Here is a 22,627-nt window from a genome sequence, read left to right as displayed (position 1 = left end):
GGGCTTCTCGCTACACCAGGTCGGCGTCGCGACGGACCAGCCCGGCCCGTAGAACGTTGATGGCCCCGACCGTATCGGCGTGCGCGGTGTAGCCGCAGGCGACGCAGTGGAACTTTTCCTGTGTGGGCCGGTTCTCCTCGGCGGTGTGCCCGCATGGGGGGCAGGTGCGGGAAGTGTTGCGGGGGTCCACAGAGATCACTTCCCGTCCGGCGCTTTCAGCCTTGGCGTGCAGGATCATCAGGAACACCCCCCATCCGGCGTCAGTGATGCTGCGGTTGAGCCCGGCCTTCGCGGTGGCCCCGTTCGGCAGGAACACGCCTACCTGATCGGGGTCGGGTTTCGGTGCGGGGGCCCTGCGCATATTGCGGATCTTGAGGTCTTCGTGCACGATCACGTCGTGTGCGCGGACCAGGTCGAGCGCGGTCTTGTGCGCGTGGTCCAGCCGCCGACGCCGGACCTTGCCGTGCAGCTCGGCGACCTTCTCCACGGCCCGCTGGTGATTGGCGGTGCGGTCCTTGGCCTTACAACGGGGGAACCTGGACAGGGCCTGCTGCGCCGCCTGGAGTTTCGCAGTGGCACAGCGGCCGTGGCGCGGATTGGGTACGAAGGCTCCGTTCGAGTCGGCGAGGAAGTTCGCGATGCCCAGGTCGATCCCGGCCACGCTGCCGGTCGCGGGCAGCGGCTGCGGCCGTTCCTGTTCGGCGGTAAGCACGACGAACCACTTACGGCCCTCGCGCTTGACCGACACCGTCTTGACCCTGCCGGCCACCGGGCGGTGCCGGTGGACCTTGACGTGGCCGACGCCCTGGAGGCGGACGCGGGTGACCGGGTCGTGAGGCGTGGAGTCCCAGCGGCAGCCGTCACCGTCCTTCGGGAACTCCACCGTGTCGAACCAGTTCACCCCACGAAAGCGAGGGTAGCCCGGGGTGTCGCCGGATTTGGCGCGGCGAAAGAACGCCTGCATCGCCTTGTCCAGGCGGCGCAGAGTGGCCTGCTGAGAGCTGAAGGACCAGCGGCCCTGACGCTCCGGGTCGAACGCCCGGATCTCCTTGAGCTGCGCGGACTGCACCCCGTACTTGACGGTGGTCTTCGATACGTGCCGGTAGGCATCGCGGCGTTCCTGCAAAGCCCCGTTGTAGAGGGAGCAGTGGTCCCGCAGCATCTCGCCCAGCGCCTGCCCCTGGCGGACGGTGGGCCGCAGGAGAAATTTGTACGCACGGATCATCCAGTCCCCCCTCCGGCCGAGTTCGCTCGAACCTACTACCTTGGCGCATCTCACTCCATCGAGAAACAGATCCTCATATAAAGTGAGAAAATGATGCAATCTGCCACCTGTACGCCCGCTTGGTGTTCGTCACGAAGTACCGGCGTGAGACCTTCGCCGGTGAGACCCTGAGTCGCCGCGAGGCGATCACGCGGGACGCGTGCGAGAGCTTCGGTACCAAGCTGCACGAATTCGACGGTGAAGGCGATCACGTCCACCTGCTCGTGCACCACCCGCCGAAAATCGCCCCGTCCGAGCCCGTCAACTCCCCCAGGACGTCAGCTCCCGATGCCTGCGGGCGGAGTACACCGGCCGGTCCGATCGTCACCCGCAACGCAGGGGACTTCGGCGCTCCGCGCCTCCGGGCCAAGGATCGCATTCCCGCCCGGCCTGAAGGCCGGGATTCCCTGCGAGGATCAGGGTATGGCAGCCAGCACCCACACCGTGACCAACCAGGCTCCGCCCCTGGTCGGATATGACGTATTCGCCGCCGACCGGGCCCTCGGCGAGGCGGTCGGCCGGCATCTCGACCCGGAGCTCCTCCAGGAGGCCCGCGAGGAGCTGTCGGGGCTCGGCCGGACGACGGGTTCCGCCCAGGTCCAGGAGTGGGGTGCGCTGGCCAACGAGAACCCGCCGAAGCTGCGCAGCCACGACCGTTACGGCAACCGGATCGACGAGGTCGACTTCCATCCGTCCTGGCACCGCCTCCTCGGCAAGGGCGTGTCGGCCGGGCTGACGTCGGCCTGGACACGCCCGGGCGGACACGTCAGGCGCGCGGCGGGCTTCGTGGTCTGGACGCAGGCCGAGGCGGGCAACGGCTGCCCGCTGTCGATGACCCACGCGGCGGTGCCCGCGCTGCGCACCGACCCGGCGCTCGCCGCCGAGTGGGTGCCGCGGCTGACGTCCGCGGTCTACGACCAGGAGCTTCGTCCCGCGTCCCTGAAGGCCGGCGCGCTCTTCGGCATGGGCATGACCGAGAAGCAGGGCGGCAGCGACGTCCGCGCCAACACGACGGAGGCGAGGCCGCTCGCCGAGGACGGGACGTACGCGCTGACCGGGCACAAGTGGTTCTGCTCGGCGCCGATGTCGGACGGCTTCCTCGTGCTGGCACAGGCTCCGGACGGGCTGACCTGCTTCCTGGTGCCGCGGGTCCTGGAGGACGGCGGCCGCAACGTCTTCCGGATCCAGCGGCTCAAGGACAAGCTGGGCAACCGGTCCAACGCGTCGGCCGAGGTCGAGTTCGACGGGACCTGGGCGCGCCGGGTGGGCGACGAGGGGCGCGGGGTGCGCACCATCATCGAGATGGTCGCGGCGACCCGGCTGGACTGCGTGCTCGGTTCGGCCGGGCTGATGCGGCAGGCGGTCGCGCAGGCGGTCCACCACTGCACCTACCGGGAGGCGTTCGGCGGCCGTCTGGTCGACAAGCCGCTGATGCGCAACGTGCTCGCGGATCTGGCGCTGGAGTCGGAGGCGGCGACGACCCTGGCGATGCGGCTCGCGGCGGCGTACGACGACGGGAGCGAGCGGGAGCGGGCGTTCCTGCGGCTCGCGGTGCCAGCGGCCAAGTACTGGGTGACCAAGCGGTGTACGCCGGTCGCGGTGGAGGCGCTGGAGTGCCTGGGCGGCAACGGCTACGTCGAGGAGTCGGGCATGCCGCGACTGCTGCGGGAGTCTCCGCTCAACTCCGTCTGGGAGGGGGCGGGCAACGTGCAGGCGCTGGACGTCCTGCGCGCGCTGCGGCGGGAGCCGGGGGCCCTGGACGCGTATCTGCGGGAGGTGGGACAGGCCCGCGGCGCCGACCACCGGCTGGACGGGGCGATCAAGAACCTGCTGACCGAACTCGCCGACCTGGACGGCATCGAGGCCCGTGCCCGCCGGCTGGTCGAGCGGATCGCGCTGGTGCTCCAGGGATCGCTGCTCGTGCGGTACGCGCCCCCGGAGGTCGCCGACGCGTTCTGCGCCTCGCGCCTGGGCGGAGACTGGGGCACGGGCTTCGGGACGCTGCCGCACAGTCTGGATCTGGCCACGGTGGTGGAGCGGGCCCGGCCGGTGTCCTGAAGGAGGCGCCGACGCGGGGGTGGTGCTGCGCCGACACGGCACCACCCCCGCCGCTCGCCCCGTTCAGGAGCTCGGACGCCGCGCGGGCGGCGTCGCTGTAAGTTTCGGGGAACCCGGTGACTCTTGGCGAGAGTTGCAGACCGTTGCATTCCTTTGTGCACCTTGTGCGAAGGCCCGGCGGACCCGGCCGAGAGCAGGCACGATGTGGGATGACGGCGGTGTCGCGGCCCGTACGAGGTCCTGGTTTCGGGAGTGCTCTGTGAAGACCACATCGTTCAACCCCGCCCGTTTCGCACCGCCCGGCGCGTCCGGGACGGCGGGGCACCTCCAGGAGACCTGGGCGGCGTCGGCCGGGGGCGAGCGTGGCGCGTTCACCCCGCGTCCGGTGATCAGCCGGTCCTGGCAAAGAGCGAAACGTTTCGGTGTCAATCCCGAACAGGGAACGGACAGCATCCTGCTCCATCCCGACGAACTCGAACACCGGCGGACGTCCACCGCACTCGCGGACGTGATGCCGACCCTGCACGGCGGCCTCGGGACGGTCGCCGACGCCTCCCTGCAGATCATGGTGGTCACCGACCCCGAGGGCCGGGTGCTGTGGCGCTCCGGGAACCCGGGCGTGCTGCGCCGGGCCGACGCCATCTGCCTGGAGGAAGGCGCCGCCTGGAGCGAGGACACCACCGGCACCAACGCCATCGGAACCGCCCTGTCGGCGGGCACCCCGGTCCAGGTGCACTCTGCCGAGCACTTCGTGCGCACCCTGCACGACTGGACGTGCGCCGCCGCGCCCGTCCACGACCCTCGCGACGGACGGCTGCTCGGGATCATCGACGTGAGCGGCCCGGACAGCACCTTCCACCCCGCCACCCTCGCGCTGGTCGACGCGGTGTCCAGACTGGCCGAAAGCGAACTGCGCACCGCGCACCTGAGGGCCGTCGAGCGGCTGCGCGCGGTGGCCGCGCCCCTGCTGTGCCGGCTGGACGGACCAGCGCTCGTGGTGGACTCCCACGGCTGGCTCGCCGCCGTCACCGGAATGCCGCCCGTGGACCGGGTCCCGCTGCCCGGCTCCTTCGGCGCCGGCCACGTCTGGCTGCCCGCCCTCGGAACGTGCGTCGCCGAGCCGCTGCCCGGCGGCTGGCTGCTGCGCGTCACCGGCGCCGACGACCCGGGCAGCGCCGGACGGGTGGTCCTCGACCTCGGCGACCCCCGGCGCCCGCACATCACCGTCTCGGGCACGGCGGGCAGTTGGGCCCAGTCCCTGAGCCCGCGCCACGCGGAGCTGCTCTACGTCCTCGCCGTGCACCGGCAGGGACGCAGCGCCGCCCAGCTCGCGGTCGACCTCTTCGGCGATCCCACCCGCACGGTCACGGTCCGGGCCGAACTGTCCCGCGTGCGCCGCCGGCTCGCCGGACTCCTCGACCACCGGCCCTACCGCTTCCGCGAGGAGGTGGAGGTCGAGGTCCTGCTGCCCGGGGACCCCCTGGACCTGCTGCCGCACTCGACCGCGCCCGCGGTGCTCGGGGCACGCGCCACGGCCGGACCGGAGCCGTCGTGAACGCGGGCGGGGCCGGGGCGAGCGTATTTTCGTGGACGTCTTCCGCCGTCTTTCTGCTGGCCGGGGGGTCTCTGCCGTAGCATCCACTCCACGGGCCACCCCACCAGTCTCTCCGTCAACGCCTTCGGCGGGGGAGGCAGTTGGCCTCTACGGGAGGATGCATGAAGCAGCGCGGCAGGCACCGTCGTCGAAGAAGGGGGCAGGCGCTCCGCGCCACCCTCGCCGGGACCGCGCTCGCGCTCACCGCGGCAGCCACCCTGATCAGCACCTCGCAGGCCACCGACGCCGGCAGTCCGGGCGGCCTCACCGAGGTGCGCGCCGGCTCCGCCTCGCGGCTCGGCCTCCACGAGAACCTCGCCTCGCGGGACGCGCTCGACGTGCTCAGCGGGAGCATGGGCGGCAACGTGGGCGTCGAAGGGGTCCTGCGCGACGCCGACCGCTCGATGCGGAACACCGCCGACTGCACCGGGGACGAGCGGGCCGCGCTCCCCGTCGAGCCGACGGCCACCCGCGCGTACTGCTGGGACGACGCCGACGCGGAGACCTCGCGGTGGCGTCCGCGTTCCGTGACCACGTCCGGTGACGCCGACGACGACGGCACGTGGGGCACGCGCCAGGTGATCCTGGCCGGCTGGACGCACCGCGACGGCCGGGCGTCCGCGCCGGACCGGGAGGAGGGACTGGCCCGGATCGCCGTCGTCGACGCGACGGACCCGGACGCCCTGCGCTACCGCTGGGTCCTGCTGGTCGCCCCGCGGGCCGGCGGCACGGACTTCACGGCGGTCCGCACCGGCCTCGGCGGGATGGTCTGGTACCAGGACAAGCTGATCGTCACGGCGGACCGCGGCGAGGGCCTGCTCGTCTTCGACCTGCACCGGCTGCTGCGCGCGGACGTGGACAGCAGTGCCGTGGGCCGGGTGGGCCACGGCTACTCGGCCGCCGGCTACCGCTACGTGCTCCCCGCGATCGGCTCGTACGACCTGGAGGGCGGCTCGTGCGCCCGCGGCCGCGACCACGCGGTCCCCTGCATCGGCTCGCTCTCCCTGGACCGTACGACCGCTCCCGACAGCCTGGTCGCGACGGAGGCCGCGGGCGGCCGCCCGGAGCGCACCCGCGTCTGGCGGTACGCGTTCAGCACCGCCGCCTACCGCACCGGGCTCCTCGCCGACACCCGGGGCCGTGTGAAGGCGGCCGAGGCATGGACGACCAAGGGGGCCGCGATCTCCGGCGCGCTCTCGCACCGGTCCGCGGGCGACCGCGAGGCCCAGTGGTACATCGGGCGGCCGTCCGACGGCCGCGCCGGGCACGGGTCCCTGTGGCGCCAGAGCGCACACGGCGCCGAGGCGGCCACGTGCACCGCGGACCAGTCGCACGCCTGCTGGAGCCTCGGCACCGGGTCGCTCTCCTACTGGCAGCGGACCGGCGAGCTGTGGAGCCTCACGGACACGACGGACCGCAGGGTGCTCTACGCGGTGCCGCTCTCCTCGGTCGACGGCTCGCTCGACTAGGACCTGTCCGGTCGATCATGGTGGAGGATCCCGACGGTGCTTGACGGGTGCCGGTGAGCGGGGTGTGGTGCGTGCAGCTGCAAGGCGGAGGAGGGAGGCGACGCGGAGCGTCGTCGACTGACGACAACGCCGCAGATGCGCGCACCACACCCCGCGTCTCCGCCATGATCGACCGGACAGGTCCTAGCGGGCCCGGGGCGGTCCGCCCGCCCCCGGACACGGCGGCGCGCCCCGCCCCGCCGGCCGCCCCGTGGACGCCTTTGGAGAGGCGGTCGGCTCCGTGGTTCCCTGGCGGTCATGAGCGACATCAGTGTGACCACCTGGTCCCTGGAGCAGACGGCCCCGTCCGACCTGCTCCCCGCGAGCGTGCCGCAGGGGGACCTGCGGATCGTCCGCGCCGAGGTCCCCTCGCCCGAGTTCAGCCGCTTCCTGTACGCCTCCGTCGGCGGGGACATCCTCTGGACGGACCGTCTCGCGTGGACGTACGAACGGTGGCAGGAGGTCCTCGGCAGGCCGGGCACGGAGACCTGGGTCGCCTACGACCGGGGGACCCCGGCGGGCTACGTCGAACTCGAGGCCCAGGACGACGGGGTCGTGGAGATCGTCTACTTCGGCCTCGTCCCCTCCTTCCGCGGCCGCCGGATCGGGGGCCACCTGCTCGCGTACGGGACCGCGCGCGCCTGGGACCTGGCCGAACGCTGGCCGGGGCGGGACGGGACGAAACGCGTCTGGCTCCACACGTGCAGCAAGGACGGCGAGCACGCGATGGACAACTACCTGCGCCGCGGCTTCCGGCTCTTCGACACCAAGGTCGAGCAGGAGACGGAGGCCGCCACCCCCGGCCCCTGGCCGGGCGCGTACACCGTCTGACCCGCTTTGCACCGCGGTGACCGCGGCTCCGGATCCTCCCCGCCACCCCGCGGGAGGGCCCGGCATGTGATCGACAACACCCTTGTCTCGTGATTCGAGACAAGGGTGTCCACATGTTGGATGACGGTGGACTGCCCCGAGATCCCCGTGACACGCTTCCGTCATGTCTGGAACTGGAATTGCCTTGGTGAGTCGGCGGCACGTCGACCTCGGCCGCATGTCCAGCGCCATCTGTCCGGCGAGCTGATCAGCCCAGCAACGCCGATCCCCCTCTTTTTGCGACCCTTGCGCAGCGCTGCGCCCATTCTTCCGTGTGCACCCGTATGCGCAGGTCAGAGCCGCAGATCAGACCTGCCCCGCAGTCTCGAAGGACGTAACAACCATGGCCGCCACCCCGCAGGATCCAGCCGTCGCGCCCCGCCGCAAGGTGAGCCGTCACCGCGGTGAGGGCCAGTGGGCCGTAGGTCACTTCACCCCGCTCAACGGCAACGAGCAGTTCAAGAAGGACGACGACGGTCTCAATGTGCGGACACGCATTGAGACGATCTACTCGAAGCGGGGATTCGACTCGATCGACCCCAACGACCTGCGCGGCCGGATGCGTTGGTGGGGTCTCTACACCCAGCGCAAGCCCGGGATCGACGGCGGCAAGACCGCGATCCTGGAGCCGGAGGAGCTGGACGACAAGTACTTCATGCTGCGGGTACGGATCGACGGTGGCCGGCTGACCACCGAACAGCTCCGGGTCATCGGTGAGATCTCGCAGGAGTTCGCGCGCGGCACCGCCGACCTCACCGACCGTCAGAACGTCCAGTACCACTGGATCCGCATCGAGGACGTCCCCGAGATCTGGGACCGCCTGGAGGCCGTCGGCCTGTCCACGACCGAGGCCTGCGGTGACACCCCCCGCGTCATCCTCGGCTCGCCCGTCGCCGGCATCGCCGAGGACGAGATCATCGACGGCACCCCGGCCGTCGAGGAGATCCAGCGCCGGATCATCGGCAACAAGGACTTCTCGAACCTGCCCCGCAAGTTCAAGTCCGCGATCTCCGGCTCGCCACTGCTCGACGTGGCCCACGAGATCAACGACGTCGCGTTCGTCGGCGTGAACCACCCCGAGCACGGCCCCGGCTTCGACCTCTGGGTCGGCGGCGGCCTCTCCACCAACCCGAAGATCGGCCAGCGCCTCGGTGCCTGGGTCCCGCTCGACGAGGTCGCGGACGTCTACGAAGGTGTCATCTCGATCTTCCGTGACTACGGCTACCGGCGGCTGCGCAACCGCGCCCGCCTGAAGTTCCTGCTCGCCGACTGGGGCGTGGAGAAGTTCCGCCAGGTCCTGGAGGACGAGTACCTGCAGCGCAAGCTGGTCGACGGCCCCGCCCCCGCCCAGCCCGTCGCCCGCTGGCGCGACCACGTCGGCGTGCACCGGCAGCAGGACGGCCGCTACTACGTCGGCTTCGCCCCGCGCGTCGGCCGCGTCGACGGCGCCACCCTGACCAAGATCGCCGAACTGGCGGAGGCGCACGGCTCGGGCCGGGTGCGCACCACGGTCGAGCAGAAGATGATCGTCCTCGACGTCGAGGAGGGGCAGGTCGACTCGCTCGTCGAGGGCCTGGAGGCCCTCGACCTCACCGCCCGGCCGTCCTCGTTCCGGCGCGGCACGATGGCCTGCACCGGCATCGAGTACTGCAAGCTCGCGATCGTCGAGACCAAGGCGCGCGGCGCTTCCCTGATCGACGAACTCGAGCGCCGCATCCCCGAGTTCGACGAGCCCATCACCATCAACATCAACGGCTGCCCCAACGCCTGCGCCCGCATCCAGGTCGCGGACATCGGTCTCAAGGGCCAGCTGGTCCTGAACGACGCGGGCGAGCAGGTCGAGGGCTACCAGGTGCACCTGGGCGGCGCGCTCGGACTGGAGGCCGGGTTCGGCCGCAAGGTCCGCGGCCTGAAGGTCACCTCGGACGAGCTGCCCGACTACGTCGAGCGTGTCCTCAAGCGCTTCCAGGCGGAGCGTGAGGACGGCGAGCGCTTCGCCGCCTGGGCCACGCGCGCCTCCGAGGAGGCGCTGTCGTGAGCGAGCGTGCGGCGCCGTTCTACTGCCCCTACTGCGGAGACGAGGACCTGCGACCCAGCGAGGAAGGCCACGGAGCGTGGGAATGCGCGGCGTGCAACCGAGCCTTCCAGCTGAAGTTCCTGGGACTGCTGTCCCGGGGCGTCCAGCAGGAAGAGCGTGGAGGGGCGGAGATATGACGGCCATTCAGCAAGAACGCACGGACGACGACTTGAGGAAGCTCGCCGAGCAGGCGGGGCGCGATCTGGAGGACGCGTCGGCGCTGGAGATCCTGCGCTGGGCGGCGGACACCTTCGGCGAGGAGTTCTGCGTGACGTCCTCGATGGAGGACGCGGTGGTCGCTCATCTGGCGTCGCGGGTGCGGCCCGGCGTGGACGTGGTGTTCCTCGACACCGGCTACCACTTCCCGGAGACGATCGGCACGCGGGACGCGGTCGAGGCCGTGATGGACGTCAACGTCATCACCCTGACCCCGCGTCAGAGCGTCGCCGAGCAGGACGCCAAGCACGGGCCGAAGCTGCACGACCGCGACCCCGACCTGTGCTGCAAGCTCCGCAAGGTCCAGCCGCTGGAACAGGGCCTGACTGGCTATCAGGCATGGGCGACCGGCCTGCGCCGCGACGAGTCCCCCACCCGGGCGAACACCCCGGTCGTCGGCTGGGACGAGAAGCGCCGCAAGGTCAAGGTCTCCCCGATCGCCCGCTGGACGCAGGACGACGTGGACGCCTACGTCGCCGAACACGGCGTCCTGACCAACCCGTTGCTGATGGACGGCTACGCCTCCGTCGGCTGCGCCCCCTGCACCCGCCGGGTGCTGGAGGGCGAGGACGCGCGCGCCGGCCGCTGGGCGGGCCGCGCCAAGACCGAGTGCGGACTGCACGGATGACGACGACCACGACGAACACCGCGCCCGGCGCGGGTCCCACGATTTCTCAGGAGCGGGAAGTGACGAGCGGAGCCACCGTCTGGCTCACGGGTCTGCCGAGCGCCGGCAAGACCACCATCGCCTACGAGCTGGCGGGCCGGCTGCGCGAGGAGGGCCGCCGCGTCGAGGTGCTCGACGGCGACGAGATCCGCGAGTTCATCTCGGCGGGCCTCGGCTTCAGCCGCGAGGACCGACACACCAACGTGCAGCGGATCGGCTTCCTGGCCGAACTGCTCGCCCGCAACGGCGTCACGGCGCTCGTCCCGGTCATCGCGCCCTACGCCGACAGCCGTGAGGCGGTGCGGGGGCGTCACGAGGAGAACGGGACGACGTACCTGGAAGTGCACGTCGCGACCCCGGTCGAGGTGTGCTCGGTACGGGACGTGAAGGGTCTGTACGCCAAGCAGGCAGCGGGGGAACTGACCGGGCTGACCGGGGTCGACGACCCCTACGAGGCGCCGGAGTCGCCCGACCTGCGCATCGAGTCGCACACCCAGACCGTGCAGGAGTCCGCCGCCGCGCTGCACGCGCTGCTCACCGAGAAGGGTCTCGCATGACGACCGTCGCCAGCGTCTCCGAGGAGACGCAGAGCAGCCCGTACGCGCTGTCGCACCTGGACGCTCTGGAGTCGGAGGCCGTCCACATCTTCCGTGAGGTGGCGGGTGAGTTCGAGCGGCCGGTGATCCTCTTCTCCGGTGGCAAGGACTCGATCGTCATGCTGCACCTGGCGCTGAAGGCGTTCGCCCCGGCGGCGGTCCCCTTCACGCTGCTGCACGTGGACACCGGGCACAACTTCCCCGAGGTCCTGGACTACCGCGACCGGACCGTGGAGCGGCACGGTCTGCGGCTGCACGTGGCCTCGGTGCAGGACTACATCGACCGCGGTGTGCTCAAGGAGCGCCCGGACGGCACCCGCAACCCGCTGCAGACGCTGCCGCTGACGGAGAAGATCCAGTCCGAGCGTTTCGACGCCGTGTTCGGCGGCGGGCGCCGGGACGAGGAGAAGGCCCGGGCCAAGGAGCGGGTGTTCTCGCTGCGCGACGAGTTCTCCCAGTGGGACCCGCGCCGTCAGCGCCCGGAGCTGTGGAACCTGTACAACGGCCGCCACGCGCCCGGCGAGCACGTCCGCGTCTTCCCGCTGTCGAACTGGACCGAGCTGGACGTGTGGCAGTACATCGCCCGCGAGGGCATCGAACTGCCGGAGATCTACTTCGCCCACGAGCGCGAGGTGTTCCGGCGGTCGAACATGTGGCTGACCGCGGGTGAGTGGGGCGGCCCGAAGGACGGCGAGAGGGTCGAGAAGCGGCTCGTCCGCTACCGCACGGTCGGTGACATGTCCTGCACCGGCGCCGTCGACTCCGACGCGACCACGCTGGACGCCGTCATCAACGAGATCGCCGCCTCCCGGCTCACCGAGCGCGGCGCGACCCGCGCCGACGACAAGATGTCCGAGGCCGCGATGGAAGACCGCAAGCGCGAGGGGTACTTCTAGACATGACCAGCACCACCGAACCCACCGAGCCCCTGTCGGTCGAACAGCTCTCGGCGACCACCCTGCTGCGCTTCGCGACCGCGGGCTCCGTCGACGACGGCAAGTCCACGCTCGTCGGACGACTGCTGCACGACTCGAAGTCGATCCTGACCGACCAGCTGGAGGCCGTCGAGCACGCCTCCCGCAACCGCGGCCAGGACACCCCCGACCTCGCACTGCTCACCGACGGCCTGCGCGCCGAGCGCGAGCAGGGCATCACCATCGACGTCGCCTACCGCTACTTCGCCACCGCGCGCCGCCGCTTCATCCTCGCCGACACCCCCGGCCACGTGCAGTACACCCGCAACATGGTCACCGGCGCCTCCACCGCCGACCTCGCCGTCGTCCTCGTCGACGCCCGCAACGGCGTCATCGAGCAGACCCGCCGCCACGCCGCCGTCGCCGCGCTGCTGCGCGTCCCGCACGTGGTCCTCGCCGTCAACAAGATGGACCTGGTCGGCTACGAGGAGTCCGTGTTCGCCGCGATCGCCGAGGAGTTCACGGCGTACGCCTCCGAACTGGGCGTCCCCGAGATCACCGCGATCCCGATCTCGGCGCTCGCCGGTGACAACGTCGTGGAGCCGTCCGCGAACATGGACTGGTACGGCGGCCCCACCGTCCTGGAGCACCTGGAGACCGTGCCGGTCAGCCACGACCTGGCGCACTGCCACGCGCGGCTGCCGGTGCAGTACGTGATCCGTCCGCAGACCGCCGAGCACCCCGACTACCGCGGCTACGCGGGCCAGATCGCCGCCGGTTCGCTCAGGGTCGGCCAGCAGGTGACCGTCCTGCCGTCCGGGCGCACCTCGACGATCTCCGGGATCGACCTGCTGGGCGAGCCCGTCGACATCGCGTGGACCCCGCAGTCGGTCACCGTGCTGCTGAAGGACGACATCGACATCTCGCGCGGCGACCTGCTCGTGCCGAGCAAGGACGCGCCCGCCACCACCCAGGACGTCGAGGCCACCGTCTGCCACGTCGCCGACGAGGCGCTCACCGTCGGCCACCGGGTGCTGCTCAAGCACGGCACCCGCACGGTCAAGGCGATCGTCAAGGACATCCCCTCCCGCCTCACCCTCGACGACCTCTCGCTGCACCCGCACCCGGGCCGGCTGGTCGCCAACGACATCGGCCGCGTCAAGATCCGCACCGCCGAACCCCTCCCGGTCGACTCCTACGCCGACTCCCGCCGCACCGGCGCCTTCATCCTCATCGACCCCGCCGACGGCACCACCCTCACCGCGGGCATGGTCGGCGAGTCCTTCGCCGCGCCGCAGCCGGTCAAGGACGAGTCCGACGACGACGGCTGGGACTTCTGACATGAACCCCATCGACATCTACGCGACGTTCGCGAAGGAGGGCGGCCGCGTCGGCAGCGGCGCCCTCGGCAGCGGGCAGGGCGGAGTGGCGCGATGTGCGCGATGACGTACGCGCACCGCCTGCGCGCCCTCACCCCCCACCTGCACAGACGAAGACCTGCCGACTTCCCGGCCACGACCTGAGAAGGGCGTGACCGCCGGGCCACCGAGAGGAACACCTCCCGTGTCTGCCATCCGCTCCACGCGCACCAAGCTGCTCGGCCGCGGTATCGCCCTCGTCACCGCTCTCCCGCTGCTGGCGCTCGCCGCCTGCAGCTACGGCTCCGAGGCCAAGGACGACAACGCCGCGGCCAAGGTCGCCGCCGGATCGAAGAAGATCGACGGACTCGACTCCGTGAAGATCGGCTACTTCGGCAACCTGACGCACGCCACCGCGCTGGTCGGCAACCAGAAGGGCTTCTTCCAGAAGGCGCTCGGCGCCACCGAGGCGAAGTACCAGGTCTTCAACGCCGGACCCTCCGAGATCGAGGCGCTGAACTCTGGCTCCATCGACATCGGCTGGATCGGCCCGTCGCCGTCCATCAACGGCTTCACCAAGTCCGAGGGCAAGAACCTCAGGATCATCGGCGGTTCGGCCTCGGGCGGCGTCAAGCTCGTGGTGAACCCCAAGAAGATCAAGTCCCTGAAGGACGTCAAGGGCAAGAAGATCGCGACACCCCAGCTCGGCAACACGCAGGACGTCGCGTTCCTCAACTGGGCCGCGGAGCAGGGCTGGAAGGTCGACGCCGAGAGCGGCAAGGGTGACGTGTCGGTCGTCCGCACCGACAACAAGATCACCCCGGACGCCTACAAGTCCGGTTCCGTCGACGGCGCCTGGGTGCCGGAGCCGACCGCGTCCAAGCTGGTCGCCGAGGGCGCGAAGGTGCTGCTCGACGAGTCGGACCTGTGGCCCGACAAGAAGTTCGTGATCACGAACGTCATCGTGTCGCAGAAGTTCCTCGCGGAGCACCCGAAGGTCGTCGAGGCGGTCCTGAAGGGCTCCGTCGAGACGAACAAGTGGATCAACACCAACCCGGACGACGCCAAGGCCGCCGCGAACAGGCAGCTGGAAGCCGACTCGGGCAAGGCACTGCCGGCCAACGTCCTCGACCCGGCCTGGAAGTCCATCCAGATCACCAATGACCCGCTGGCCTCCACGCTGAACACCGAGGCGGACCACGCGGTCAAGGCCGGTCTCCTGGAGAAGCCGAACCTGACCGGCATCTACGACCTGACGCTCCTGAACAAGGTCCTCGCCGCCGCGGGCGAGAGCAAGGTCGACGACGCCGGTCTCGGCGTCAAGTAAGCCCGGATCCCGAAGAGTTCCCAGGAGGTGACGACCATGGCAACGATGCTCGCCAAGGCCGCCGACGGCGCCGACACGACCGAGTACGCCGCCCGCATCGAGCACGTCTCGAAGTCCTTCGCCGGACCCGCGGGTCCCCAGCTCGTCCTCGACGACATCACCCTCGATGTCGCACCGGGCGAGTTCGTCACCCTCCTGGGGGCCTCGGGGTGCGGCAAGTCCACACTGCTGAACCTGGTCGCGGGGCTGGACAAGCCCTCGGCCGGCACCATATCGACCAACGGGCGCCCCGCTCTGATGTTCCAGGAGCACGCCCTCTTCCCGTGGCTGACCGCGGGCAAGAACATCGAACTCGCCCTGAAACTGCGGGGGGTTCCCAAGGCCGCGCGACGCGAACGGGCCGAGGAACTGCTCGAACTCGTCCGGCTGAAGGGCGCGTACGGCAAGCGGGTGCACGAGCTGTCCGGCGGTATGCGCCAGCGCGTGGCGATGGCCAGGGCGCTCGCCCAGGACAGCCAGATCCTGCTGATGGACGAGCCGTTCGCGGCGCTGGACGCCATCACCCGGGACGTGCTGCACGACGAGCTGACCCGGATCTGGAGCGAGACGGGACTGTCCGTCCTCTTCGTCACGCACAACGTCCGCGAGGCGGTCCGGCTCGCCCAGCGCGTGGTCCTGCTGTCCTCCCGCCCGGGGCGCGTCGCCCGCGAGTGGCGGGTGGGCATCCCGCAGCCGCGCCGCATCGAGGACGCTCCCGTGGCGGAGCTGTCCATCGAGATCACCGAAGAACTGCGTGGGGAGATCCGCCGTCATGGCCAGCACTGAGACGAAGTCCGACGAGGCGGTCAAGGACACCGACGGCCTCGGCGGGCTGGAGGCGGGCCTCGACGCGCTGGAGTCCTCCGAGGCCGGTCACCGTTCCTTCGGCACGACGTTCCGGCAGAAGGTGCTGCCGCCGCTGGTCGCGTTCGTGATCGTCCTGGCGGCCTGGCAGGCGCTGATCACCTTCAAGATCGTCGACGACCCGACCAAGCTGCCCTCGCCGTCCGACGTCTGGAGCGAGGTCCAGGACGCCTGGCTCCAGGGCACCCTCCTCGACTACATCTGGACCAGCGTCTCGCGCGGTCTGCTCGGCTTCCTGTTCGCCCTGGTGATCGGGACCCCGCTGGGCCTGCTGGTGGCCCGGGTGAAGTTCGTGCGCGCCGCGATCGGCCCGATCCTGTCCGGCCTGCAGTCCCTGCCCTCGGTGGCGTGGGTGCCGCCGGCAGTGATCTGGCTGGGCCTGAACAACTCGATGATGTACGCGGTGATCCTGCTCGGCGCGGTCCCCTCGATCGCCAACGGACTGGTGTCCGGCGTGGACCAGGTGCCGCCGCTGTTCCTGCGGGCGGGCCGCACGATGGGCGCGACGGGCCTGCGCGGGACCTGGCACATCGTGATGCCGGCCGCGCTGCCCGGCTACCTGGCCGGTCTGAAGCAGGGCTGGGCCTTCTCCTGGCGCTCCCTGATGGCCGCGGAGATCATCGCCTCCTCCCCCGACCTCGGCGTGGGCCTCGGCCAGCTGCTGGAGAACGGCCGCAACGCCAGCTCCATGCCGATGGTCTTCCTCGCCATCTTCCTCATCCTGTTCGTCGGCATCGCCATCGACCTGCTGATCTTCAGCCCGGTGGAGCGGTGGGTGCTGCGCAGCCGCGGACTCCTGGTGAAGGGCTGACCCCGTCATGAGCAGGCCCGAGCGCCCCGTCCTCGTCGTCATCGCCCACGGCAGCCGCGATCCGCGGCACGCCGCGACGGTGCACGCCCTGGTACGAAGGGTGCGCGACCGGCGCCCGGGCCTGCGCGTGGAGACCGGTTTCCTCGACTTCACCATCCCCTCCGTGCAGGGGGTGCTGGAGTCCCTGGCGGCCGAGGGGGTGCGCGACGTGGTGGCGCTGCCGCTGCTGCTGACGCGCGCCTTCCACGCCAAGTCGGACATCCCCACGGTGCTGCGCCAGGCACCGTCGCGGCTGCGGATCCGGCAGGCCGAGGTGCTGGGCCCGTCGCCGCTGCTGACGGCCGCGCTGGAGCGCCGGCTGTACGAGGCGGGGCTCGCGCCCGCGGACAAGTCCCGGACCGGGGTCGTCCTGGCCTCGGCGGGATCCACCGACCCGGAGGCGATCGCGGTGATCGCAGAAATCGCGCGGGAGTGGCGGCACACCGGCTGGTGCGCCGTGCGGCCCGCGTTCGCCTCCGCATCCCTTCCCCGCACCGAGGACGCCGTCCGTGAGCTGCGCGCCCTCGGCTGCGAACGCGTCGCCGTCGCCCCGTACGTCCTGGCGCCCGGCTTCCTGCCGGACCGCATCGCCCGGGGCGCCGCCGGGGCGGACGTGCTCGCCGACGTCCTCGGTCCCGCGCCGGAGGTCGCGCGGGTCCTGCTGGAGCGCTACGACGAGGCCCGGATGCCGTCCCTGTCCGCGATCGGCGCCTGACCTCCGCACGGCGGCGGGTGTTCCGGGGACGGTCAGTCGAAGGAGAGCCCTCCGGTCCGGGTCCGCTTGAGCTCGAAGAAGTCGGGGTGGGCGGCGAGGACACGGAAGCTGTCGAAGAGTTCGGCGGCCTTCTCACCGCGCGGAACGGCCCGGAGCACGGGGCCGAACCACACCGTTCCGTCGACATGGATCGTGGGGGTGCCCACATAGGCGCCGGAGTCCGCCTCGGCCCCGGCCTCGTGGCTGCGGCGCACCGCCTCGTCGTACGAAGGGTCGTGGGCCGCGTCGGCGAGCGTGGCCGGGAGTCCGAGCTCGGCGAGCGCCTCCGCGGTCACCGCGTCGAAGTCCTTCATGCCGCGCTGGTGGATGCGCGTGCCGAGGGCGGTGTAGAGATCGCGGAGTATCTTCTCGCCGTGCCGCTCGGCCGCGGCCACCGCCACCCGTACCGGCCCGATGGATCTGTCCACCAGATCCCGGTACCAGTCGGGCAGTTCGTTGCCCGTGTTGTGCAGATACAGGCTCATGGCGTGGAAGCGGAGGTCGAGCGGGCGGCTCCGTTCGACCTCCAGGATCCAGCGCGAGGTGATCCAGGCGAAGGGGCAGGCGGGGTCGAACCAGAAGTCGACCCGGGTGGGCGATGTGGTCGTCATGCCGTCGAGGCTAGTCAGCCGGTGGCCTGGAATCCCGGCCCAATCCCGCACGGAAATCATGGGCCACTTCTCGGGCTCAGCCCGTCTCCCCGGTGACCGCGCCGACCTCGTCGGGGTCGTACGGCGTGCCCTGGTGGAAGTACAGGAGCCAGTCGTCCCCGATGCGCCGCCACAGCGAACTGCGGTGCGCCCGGCGGCCGTTGTTGTCGGTGTCGAAGGTCAGGTGGACCAGGTCGGGGGCCAGCTGCACCCCCTTCATGCGTGAGGTCGTGATCCGGCCGCCGTCCTCCATCCCGTCGGCCAGCGACGCGACGGTCGAGGCGCGGTCCCAGACGCGGCCGGACGCGCCGAACTCGTGGAAGTCCGGGTGCAGCAGCGCGGCGACGAGGTCCGGTGAGCGGCGGACCGCCGGGTCGAGCAGGCGCAGTTCGCTCTCGACGGCGGCCTCGACGGCGGGATTGCGCTCAAGCACCGGTCAGCTCCTCCAGTTTGACGACGGTGTTCCAGTTCCGCGTGGTGGCGAGGACGCCCTTGAGCAGCCTGGGCCTCGCCAGTGCCTCCGCCAGCCTGGAACGGCCGAGGCCGTCGGGCGCGTAGAGGTAGAGGGCGCGGTCGCCGAGGCGGAACTCCTCGGGGAGGAAGGCCGCGGGCTCGACGGAGGCGAAGCGCTCGGCGTCGAGGGGGTGCGAGAAGTAGGTGACGTGGAGCTGTCTGGCCTCCAGCTCGGCGGCCGGGAAGGGACATGCCTCGCGGACGGCCCGCAGGTAGGCGTGATCGCGGACCAGTACGCCGACGCCGAAGCCGAAGTGCTTCTCGACGGCCCCGGAGAGCTCCTCGGCGAGGGATTCCTCGTCCCCGGCGTCGCTGTCGAACACCGCGTTCCCGCTCTGGAGATAGGTGCGGACGCCGCCGTACCCGAGTCCTTCCATCAGGGTGCGCAGCTCGGCCATCGGCACCTTCTTCGCGCCGCCCACGTTGATGCCGCGCAACAGCGCCGCGTACGTCGTCGTCATCCGCCCACCATAGGCCGGGCGCCGCACACCGGACCGGTCCCTGAGCCGCGCCCCCGAGAAGTGCCGTTACGTGTAAGGGGCTTCCATCCTCCCCAGTGCGGAGGACGCGCGGTCCGCGGGGAGGAGCGGGAGGCCCGCCGGTTCACCGGCCAGTACGAGGAGACGGGCTTACAGGGCCCATACCTTCGATACGGAAGGTGGCGGCAGGGGGCTGTCACCGTACGCGAGGGGGCAGGCCCGTCATGGGGAAAGCAGACACACGGGTGCGCGGCATCGCCGCGCGAGCAGGCGGCTGGAGCGCCCGCCACCGATGGGCGGCCGTCGGAATCTGGGTGCTGTTCGTCGTCCTGGCGATGGGCCTCGGCTCCGCGGCGGGCCGCGTCGACGTCAAGGAGAGCGACCAGCTCAAGGGCGAGACGCACACCGCCGCCAAGATCATCGAGGATGCCGGGATCGAGGAGCCGGCCGGCGAGACGGTTCTGGTCCAGGCCAAGGACCCGGGCACCAAGGCGACCGACGCCGACTTCAGGAGCGCCGTCTCCGCGGTCGTCCGGGCCGTCGGCGCCACCGGCGAGGTCGCCGACGTGACCTCGCCGTACGACACGAAGACGATCTCGAAGGACGGCCGCAGCGCGCTCGTCCAGTTCGACATGCGCGGCGACCCGGAGACGGCGGGCGACCGCGTCGAGCCCGTGCTGAAGGCCGTCGAACGCGTCCAGAAGGACCACGCCGGGCTGCGGATCGAGGAGATCGGCGGCGCCAGCATGATGAAGCAGTACGACGACGCGTTCGGCGACGACTTCCAGCAGGCCGAACTCTCCGCCGTCCCCGTGGCGCTGGGCATCCTGCTGATCGCGTTCGGCGCGCTGGTCGCGGCCCTGCTCCCGGTGGCGCTCGCGGTCACCGCGATCATGGCGACGATGGGTCTGATGGGCATCGTCAGCCATCTGATGCCGATGAGCGACACGGCCAACTCCGTGATGCTGCTGGTGGGTCTGGCCGTCGGCGTCGACTACTGCCTGTTCTACCTGCGGCGCGAACGGGAGGAGCGCGAGGCGGGCCGCGACGCCGGTACGGCCCTGCGGATCGCCGCCGCGACCAGTGGCCGCGCCATCATCGTCTCCGGCGTCACCGTGTGCGTGGCGATGGCGGGCATGCTGTTCACCGGGCTCGCCGAGTTCGAGGCGATGGGCCTGGCCTCCCTGATGGTCGTCGCCGTCGCGATGGTCGGTTCGGTGACCGTGCTGCCCGCACTGCTCTCCCTGCTCGGCGACCGCGTCGAGAAGGGCCGCGTCCCGTTCCTGCACCGGGCCAAGCGGCGTGCCGCCGCCCGGGGCGAGCGCCGTCCGGCCGACCAGGGCAGCAGGTTCTGGAGCGCTGTTCTGCGCGTGGTGCTCGCCAAGCCCGCCGTCTCCCTGGTCGTCGCGACGGGCGCGCTGCTCGCCATCGCCGCACCGGCCCTCGGCATGAAGACCCAGCAGCTCACCCTGGACAAGGAGTTCGGCGACTCGCTGGCGATCGTCGGCACCTACAACCGGGTCAACGAGGCCTTCCCCGGCGGCTCCGAGCCGGCCGAGGTGGTCGTCAAGGCGCGGGACATCGACGCCGCCGACGTGAAGGCGGCGCTCGCCGACTTCCGGGAGGCGGCGATCAGTTCGGGTGCCTCGCGCGGCCCGGTCGACATCAAGGTGCACGCGGAGCACGACGTCGCCTTCGTCTACGTCCCGCTGGTCGGAGGATCCGACCAGGACAAGGCGGAGAAGAGCCTCGAACTCCTGCGCGACAAGGTGCGCCCGGCCACCCTCGGCAAGGTCGACGGCCTCCAGGCGCCCGTCACGGGGCAGGTCGCGGGATCGCACGACTTCAACGACCAGCTCGTCGGCTCGGTGACCCCGGTGTTCGCCTTCGTGGTCGTGTTCGCCTTCCTCCTGATGCTGCTCTCCTTCCGCTCGCTGACGATCGCGATCACCTCGATCGTGCTCAACCTCCTCTCGGTGGCGGCCGCCTACGGCATCCTGGTCGCGGTCTTCCAGCACGGCTGGGGCGCCTCCCTGGTGGGGGCGGAGGGCGTGGGAGCCATCGTCGCCTGGCTGCCGCTGTTCCTGTTCGTGATCCTCTTCGGGCTCTCGATGGACTACCACGTGTTCGTGGTGTCCCGGATCCGTGAGGCACGGCTGCGGGGCCGCGACACCAAGGACGCGATCCGGCACGGGGTGGTCACCACGGCCGGTGTCGTCACCAGCGCCGCCGTCATCATGGTCGCCGTCTTCGCGATCTTCGGCACCCTGTCCATGCAGTCCATGAAGCAGATGGGTGTGGGCCTGGCGGCCGCGGTGCTCATCGACGCGACGGTCATCCGGGGTGTCCTGCTCCCCGCCGTGATGGCACTGCTCGGCGAGCACAACTGGTACCTGCCGAAGTGGCTGAACCGGATGCCCGACCTCACCCACGACGAGAGCTCCGAGGCCGTCGCGCCGCCGGTGGTCCGCCAGGGCGAACGGGCCGGGGTCTAGCACCGCGCCGGCCAAGGTTCGCCCCGTCGCGAAGGACGGCCGGGACGACCTCGCCCCCAGGGCCCGTCGGTCCCTCCTCCCGGAGGGGCCGACGGGCCTTTCGCCGTCACGGCCTGGGGGAATGCGAGACTGGCCGCCGGACGGCACGCGCCCGCGGCCGTCGTACGCGACGGCACGGAGGCGAGCGATGGACGAGGCACGGGCGCGGGACGTACTGGCCGCGGCGAAGGTGCTGCCGGGGCCGGCGCGGGACGCGTCGCTCCTCGCCCTCGGCGAGAACGCGGTGTTCGGCGCCGGCGACCTGGTCGTCAAGGTCGGACGCGACGCCGAGCTCCTCGACCGGGCACGCCGGGAACTGGCCGTCGCCGCCTGGCTCGCCGAGTCGGACGTCCCGGCGGTGCGGGCCGCCGAGCCGGAAGCGCTGCTGGCCGACGGACACCCCGTGACCGTGTGGCACCGGCTGCCCGCCGCCGTCCGCCCCGCCGAGCCGCGCGACCTGGCCGCGCTGCTGCGCGTGGTCCACGCGCTGCCCTCCCCCTCGTTCGCGCTGCCGCCCCGTGAACTCCTCGGCGGCGTGGAACGCTGGCTGCGGCTGGCGGGCGACGCGATCGCCGACGACGACGCGGCGTACCTGCGGGAGCGGCGCGACGGCTTCGCCGCGGCGGCCGCCGCGCTCACCCCGCAGCTCCCGCCGGGCCCGATCCACGGCGACGCGCTGCCCCGCAACGTCCACGTCGGCCCCGACGGCCCGGTGCTGGTCGACCTGGAGACCTTCTCCGCGGATCTGCGGGAGCACGACCTGGTGGTCATGGCCCTGTCCCGCGACCGCTACGGGCTTCCCGCCGAGGCCTACGACTCCTTCACCGAGGCCTACGGCTGGGACGTCCGGGCGTGGGAGGGCTGCTCGGTGCTCCGGGCCGCCCGCGAGACCGCGAGCTGCGCCTGGGTGGCCCAGCACGCGCCGGCGAACCCCAAGGCGCTGGCCGAGTTCGAACGCCGGGTGGCTTCCCTGCGGGACGGCGACGAGACGGTGCGCTGGTACCCGTTCTGACCCGGCGCCGGGTCCCCCGATCGGGTCAGACGCGTTCGTCCGCCAGGTCCCGCAGGGGCCAGGTCCCGTCCACCACCGCGTCCGTCTCGCCCTTGCGGCGCAGGAAGGACTGGAAGTCCGCCGCCCAGTCCGCGTACCACTCGATCTGGCGGCGGTGCAGTTCGACGGGACCGAGGGCGGCGACCTTGGGGTGGCGGCCGGCTATCGCGCGGGCCAGCCGGGCGGCGGCGAGGGCGTCGGCGGAGGCGTCGTGGGCGGAGCCCAGGACCACTCCGTACTCGGTGCAGACCGCCTCCAGGTTGCGCTTGCCACGGCGGTACCGGTCCACGGAGCGGTCGATCGTGTACGGGTCGATGACGGGAGCCGGGTCGGCGCCGCCGAGCCGCTCGCGCAGCGACGGCAGTCCGTACCGCCGCAGCTCGGCGGAGAGCAGCGTGAGGTCGAAGGCCTTATCCACGCACGACCGTGTCTCACGATCTCCCT

At 71.3% G+C, this 22,627-nt stretch carries 21 protein-coding genes and 3 pseudogenes; 19 read left to right on the top strand and 5 right to left on the bottom strand.

From position 1 onward, the window contains the following. Nucleotides 1-10: 10 nt before the first annotated feature. Entirely contained in the window at nucleotides 11-1,225 is a 1,215-nt protein-coding gene (locus tag ACFW6B_RS16185) for an RNA-guided endonuclease InsQ/TnpB family protein (RefSeq protein WP_386596532.1), read from the bottom strand. A gap of 122 nt (nucleotides 1,226-1,347) precedes the next feature. Between ACFW6B_RS16185 and ACFW6B_RS16180 the strand changes: the two are divergent. The 17 genes and pseudogenes from ACFW6B_RS16180 to ACFW6B_RS16100 form a co-directional block, all read left to right on the top strand. Beyond that, a pseudogene (locus ACFW6B_RS16180) lies at nucleotides 1,348-1,473 on the top strand (transposase); the annotation flags it as partial. Continuing rightward, nucleotides 1,447-1,568, top strand: a pseudogene (locus tag ACFW6B_RS16175) (transposase); the annotation flags it as partial. The pseudogenes ACFW6B_RS16180 and ACFW6B_RS16175, both read left to right, overlap by 27 nt. A gap of 119 nt (nucleotides 1,569-1,687) precedes the next feature. Next, a complete protein-coding gene (locus ACFW6B_RS16170) occupies nucleotides 1,688-3,322 on the top strand; it encodes an acyl-CoA dehydrogenase family protein (RefSeq protein ID WP_386596327.1) in 1,635 nt (544 codons plus the stop codon). 259 nt (nucleotides 3,323-3,581) lie between these two features. Beyond that, nucleotides 3,582-4,877 carry a GAF domain-containing protein gene (locus ACFW6B_RS16165; protein ID WP_386596325.1) on the top strand — a complete coding sequence of 432 codons (1,296 nt, stop codon included), beginning with the start codon at nucleotides 3,582-3,584 and terminating at the stop codon, nucleotides 4,875-4,877. A 161-nt stretch (nucleotides 4,878-5,038) separates the two neighbouring features. Next, nucleotides 5,039-6,385: a hypothetical protein gene (locus ACFW6B_RS16160; protein WP_386596323.1), complete on the top strand. Its 1,347-nt coding sequence runs from the start codon at nucleotides 5,039-5,041 to the stop codon at nucleotides 6,383-6,385. A gap of 297 nt (nucleotides 6,386-6,682) precedes the next feature. Further along, the gene (locus tag ACFW6B_RS16155; protein WP_386596321.1) at nucleotides 6,683-7,255 is read left to right on the top strand and encodes a GNAT family N-acetyltransferase; all 573 of its coding nucleotides are present in this window, start codon (nucleotides 6,683-6,685) and stop codon (nucleotides 7,253-7,255) included. Nucleotides 7,256-7,418: 163 nt separating this feature from the next. Continuing rightward, nucleotides 7,419-7,502: a putative leader peptide gene (locus ACFW6B_RS16150; protein ID WP_309486338.1), complete on the top strand. Its 84-nt coding sequence runs from the start codon at nucleotides 7,419-7,421 to the stop codon at nucleotides 7,500-7,502. A gap of 135 nt (nucleotides 7,503-7,637) precedes the next feature. Then, on the top strand, nucleotides 7,638-9,332 hold the full coding sequence (locus ACFW6B_RS16145; RefSeq protein WP_386596319.1) for a nitrite/sulfite reductase: 1,695 nt from the start codon (nucleotides 7,638-7,640) through the stop codon (nucleotides 9,330-9,332). After that, nucleotides 9,329-9,508, top strand: coding sequence for a hypothetical protein (locus tag ACFW6B_RS16140; protein ID WP_386596317.1), 180 nt, complete (start codon nucleotides 9,329-9,331; stop codon nucleotides 9,506-9,508). Before ACFW6B_RS16145 ends, ACFW6B_RS16140 begins: the two co-directional genes overlap by 4 nt. Further along, the gene (locus ACFW6B_RS16135; protein WP_386596315.1) at nucleotides 9,505-10,215 is read left to right on the top strand and encodes a phosphoadenylyl-sulfate reductase; all 711 of its coding nucleotides are present in this window, start codon (nucleotides 9,505-9,507) and stop codon (nucleotides 10,213-10,215) included. The genes ACFW6B_RS16140 and ACFW6B_RS16135 overlap by 4 nt, the downstream gene beginning before the upstream one ends. After that, nucleotides 10,212-10,811, top strand: coding sequence for an adenylyl-sulfate kinase (cysC, locus tag ACFW6B_RS16130; RefSeq protein WP_151473465.1), 600 nt, complete (start codon nucleotides 10,212-10,214; stop codon nucleotides 10,809-10,811). Before ACFW6B_RS16135 ends, cysC begins: the two co-directional genes overlap by 4 nt. Beyond that, entirely contained in the window at nucleotides 10,808-11,746 is a 939-nt protein-coding gene (gene cysD / locus ACFW6B_RS16125) for a sulfate adenylyltransferase subunit CysD (protein ID WP_386596312.1), read from the top strand. Before cysC ends, cysD begins: the two co-directional genes overlap by 4 nt. Before the next feature lie 2 nt (nucleotides 11,747-11,748). Next, nucleotides 11,749-13,104, top strand: coding sequence for a sulfate adenylyltransferase subunit 1 (locus ACFW6B_RS16120; protein ID WP_386596310.1), 1,356 nt, complete (start codon nucleotides 11,749-11,751; stop codon nucleotides 13,102-13,104). Between the two features lie 223 nt (nucleotides 13,105-13,327). Beyond that, nucleotides 13,328-14,449, top strand: a complete 1,122-nt coding sequence (locus ACFW6B_RS16115; protein ID WP_386596308.1) for an aliphatic sulfonate ABC transporter substrate-binding protein — start codon at nucleotides 13,328-13,330, stop codon at nucleotides 14,447-14,449. Nucleotides 14,450-14,485: 36 nt separating this feature from the next. Then, nucleotides 14,486-15,274 (top strand): ABC transporter ATP-binding protein, encoded by a 789-nt coding sequence (locus ACFW6B_RS16110; RefSeq protein ID WP_386596305.1) that lies wholly within the window; start codon nucleotides 14,486-14,488, stop codon nucleotides 15,272-15,274. Beyond that, complete coding sequence (locus ACFW6B_RS16105) at nucleotides 15,261-16,163, top strand: ABC transporter permease (protein ID WP_386596303.1); 903 nt, start codon at nucleotides 15,261-15,263, stop codon at nucleotides 16,161-16,163. The genes ACFW6B_RS16110 and ACFW6B_RS16105 overlap by 14 nt, the downstream gene beginning before the upstream one ends. A 7-nt stretch (nucleotides 16,164-16,170) precedes the next feature. Beyond that, nucleotides 16,171-16,917, top strand: coding sequence for a sirohydrochlorin chelatase (locus ACFW6B_RS16100; protein WP_386596301.1), 747 nt, complete (start codon nucleotides 16,171-16,173; stop codon nucleotides 16,915-16,917). Between the two features lie 32 nt (nucleotides 16,918-16,949). Here the strand turns inward: ACFW6B_RS16100 and ACFW6B_RS16095 are convergent, their stop codons facing one another. The 3 genes from ACFW6B_RS16095 to ACFW6B_RS16085 all read right to left on the bottom strand — a co-directional run bounded on the left by ACFW6B_RS16095 (nucleotide 16,950) and on the right by ACFW6B_RS16085 (nucleotide 18,580). Continuing rightward, nucleotides 16,950-17,567, bottom strand: coding sequence for a DsbA family protein (locus tag ACFW6B_RS16095; RefSeq protein ID WP_386596299.1), 618 nt, complete (start codon nucleotides 17,565-17,567; stop codon nucleotides 16,950-16,952). A gap of 76 nt (nucleotides 17,568-17,643) precedes the next feature. After that, nucleotides 17,644-18,039 (bottom strand): DUF4440 domain-containing protein, encoded by a 396-nt coding sequence (locus tag ACFW6B_RS16090; RefSeq protein WP_386596296.1) that lies wholly within the window; start codon nucleotides 18,037-18,039, stop codon nucleotides 17,644-17,646. Further along, the gene (locus ACFW6B_RS16085; protein WP_386596294.1) at nucleotides 18,032-18,580 is read right to left on the bottom strand and encodes a DUF1697 domain-containing protein; all 549 of its coding nucleotides are present in this window, start codon (nucleotides 18,578-18,580) and stop codon (nucleotides 18,032-18,034) included. The genes ACFW6B_RS16090 and ACFW6B_RS16085 overlap by 8 nt, the downstream gene beginning before the upstream one ends. Nucleotides 18,581-18,822: 242 nt before the next feature. Here ACFW6B_RS16085 and ACFW6B_RS16080 point away from each other — a divergent pair, with 242 nt between their 5' ends. Together ACFW6B_RS16080 and ACFW6B_RS16075 are read left to right on the top strand one after the other, a co-directional pair. Further along, nucleotides 18,823-21,093, top strand: coding sequence for an MMPL family transporter (locus ACFW6B_RS16080; RefSeq protein WP_386596291.1), 2,271 nt, complete (start codon nucleotides 18,823-18,825; stop codon nucleotides 21,091-21,093). A gap of 187 nt (nucleotides 21,094-21,280) precedes the next feature. After that, nucleotides 21,281-22,144 (top strand): phosphotransferase, encoded by an 864-nt coding sequence (locus tag ACFW6B_RS16075; protein WP_386596289.1) that lies wholly within the window; start codon nucleotides 21,281-21,283, stop codon nucleotides 22,142-22,144. A 25-nt stretch (nucleotides 22,145-22,169) separates the two neighbouring features. On the opposite strand, the pseudogene ACFW6B_RS16070 reads toward ACFW6B_RS16075, so the two are convergent. Next, nucleotides 22,170-22,592 (bottom strand): annotated as a pseudogene (locus tag ACFW6B_RS16070) (3'-5' exonuclease); the annotation flags it as partial. Nucleotides 22,593-22,627: the final 35 nt, after the last annotated feature.

Origin of the sequence: Streptomyces sp. NPDC058751, from assembly GCF_042746485.1 — a bacterium.
GTDB lineage: Bacteria > Actinomycetota > Actinomycetes > Streptomycetales > Streptomycetaceae > Streptomyces.
The sequence above is the reverse complement of the archived record's forward strand: the minus strand, read 5'-3'. Positions and strand labels throughout refer to the sequence as shown.

What these genes read in the sequence shown, in the direction of transcription:
- cysD (WP_386596312.1), top strand. Translation starts at nt 10,808, where the DNA reads ATGACGACCGTCGCCAGCGTCTCCGAGGAGACGCAGAGCAGCCCGTAC.
- ACFW6B_RS16145 (WP_386596319.1), top strand. Translation starts at nt 7,638, where the DNA reads ATGGCCGCCACCCCGCAGGATCCAGCCGTCGCGCCCCGCCGCAAGGTG.
- ACFW6B_RS16135 (WP_386596315.1), top strand. Translation starts at nt 9,505, where the DNA reads ATGACGGCCATTCAGCAAGAACGCACGGACGACGACTTGAGGAAGCTC.
- ACFW6B_RS16185 (WP_386596532.1), bottom strand. Translation starts at nt 1,225, where the DNA reads ATGATCCGTGCGTACAAATTTCTCCTGCGGCCCACCGTCCGCCAGGGG.
- ACFW6B_RS16155 (WP_386596321.1), top strand. Translation starts at nt 6,683, where the DNA reads ATGAGCGACATCAGTGTGACCACCTGGTCCCTGGAGCAGACGGCCCCG.
- ACFW6B_RS16100 (WP_386596301.1), top strand. Translation starts at nt 16,171, where the DNA reads ATGAGCAGGCCCGAGCGCCCCGTCCTCGTCGTCATCGCCCACGGCAGC.
- ACFW6B_RS16150 (WP_309486338.1), top strand. Translation starts at nt 7,419, where the DNA reads ATGTCTGGAACTGGAATTGCCTTGGTGAGTCGGCGGCACGTCGACCTC.
- ACFW6B_RS16080 (WP_386596291.1), top strand. Translation starts at nt 18,823, where the DNA reads ATGGGGAAAGCAGACACACGGGTGCGCGGCATCGCCGCGCGAGCAGGC.
- ACFW6B_RS16170 (WP_386596327.1), top strand. Translation starts at nt 1,688, where the DNA reads ATGGCAGCCAGCACCCACACCGTGACCAACCAGGCTCCGCCCCTGGTC.
- ACFW6B_RS16110 (WP_386596305.1), top strand. Translation starts at nt 14,486, where the DNA reads ATGGCAACGATGCTCGCCAAGGCCGCCGACGGCGCCGACACGACCGAG.
- ACFW6B_RS16160 (WP_386596323.1), top strand. Translation starts at nt 5,039, where the DNA reads ATGAAGCAGCGCGGCAGGCACCGTCGTCGAAGAAGGGGGCAGGCGCTC.
- ACFW6B_RS16105 (WP_386596303.1), top strand. Translation starts at nt 15,261, where the DNA reads ATGGCCAGCACTGAGACGAAGTCCGACGAGGCGGTCAAGGACACCGAC.
- ACFW6B_RS16120 (WP_386596310.1), top strand. Translation starts at nt 11,749, where the DNA reads ATGACCAGCACCACCGAACCCACCGAGCCCCTGTCGGTCGAACAGCTC.
- ACFW6B_RS16085 (WP_386596294.1), bottom strand. Translation starts at nt 18,580, where the DNA reads ATGACGACGACGTACGCGGCGCTGTTGCGCGGCATCAACGTGGGCGGC.
- ACFW6B_RS16095 (WP_386596299.1), bottom strand. Translation starts at nt 17,567, where the DNA reads ATGACGACCACATCGCCCACCCGGGTCGACTTCTGGTTCGACCCCGCC.
- ACFW6B_RS16075 (WP_386596289.1), top strand. Translation starts at nt 21,281, where the DNA reads ATGGACGAGGCACGGGCGCGGGACGTACTGGCCGCGGCGAAGGTGCTG.
- cysC (WP_151473465.1), top strand. Translation starts at nt 10,212, where the DNA reads ATGACGACGACCACGACGAACACCGCGCCCGGCGCGGGTCCCACGATT.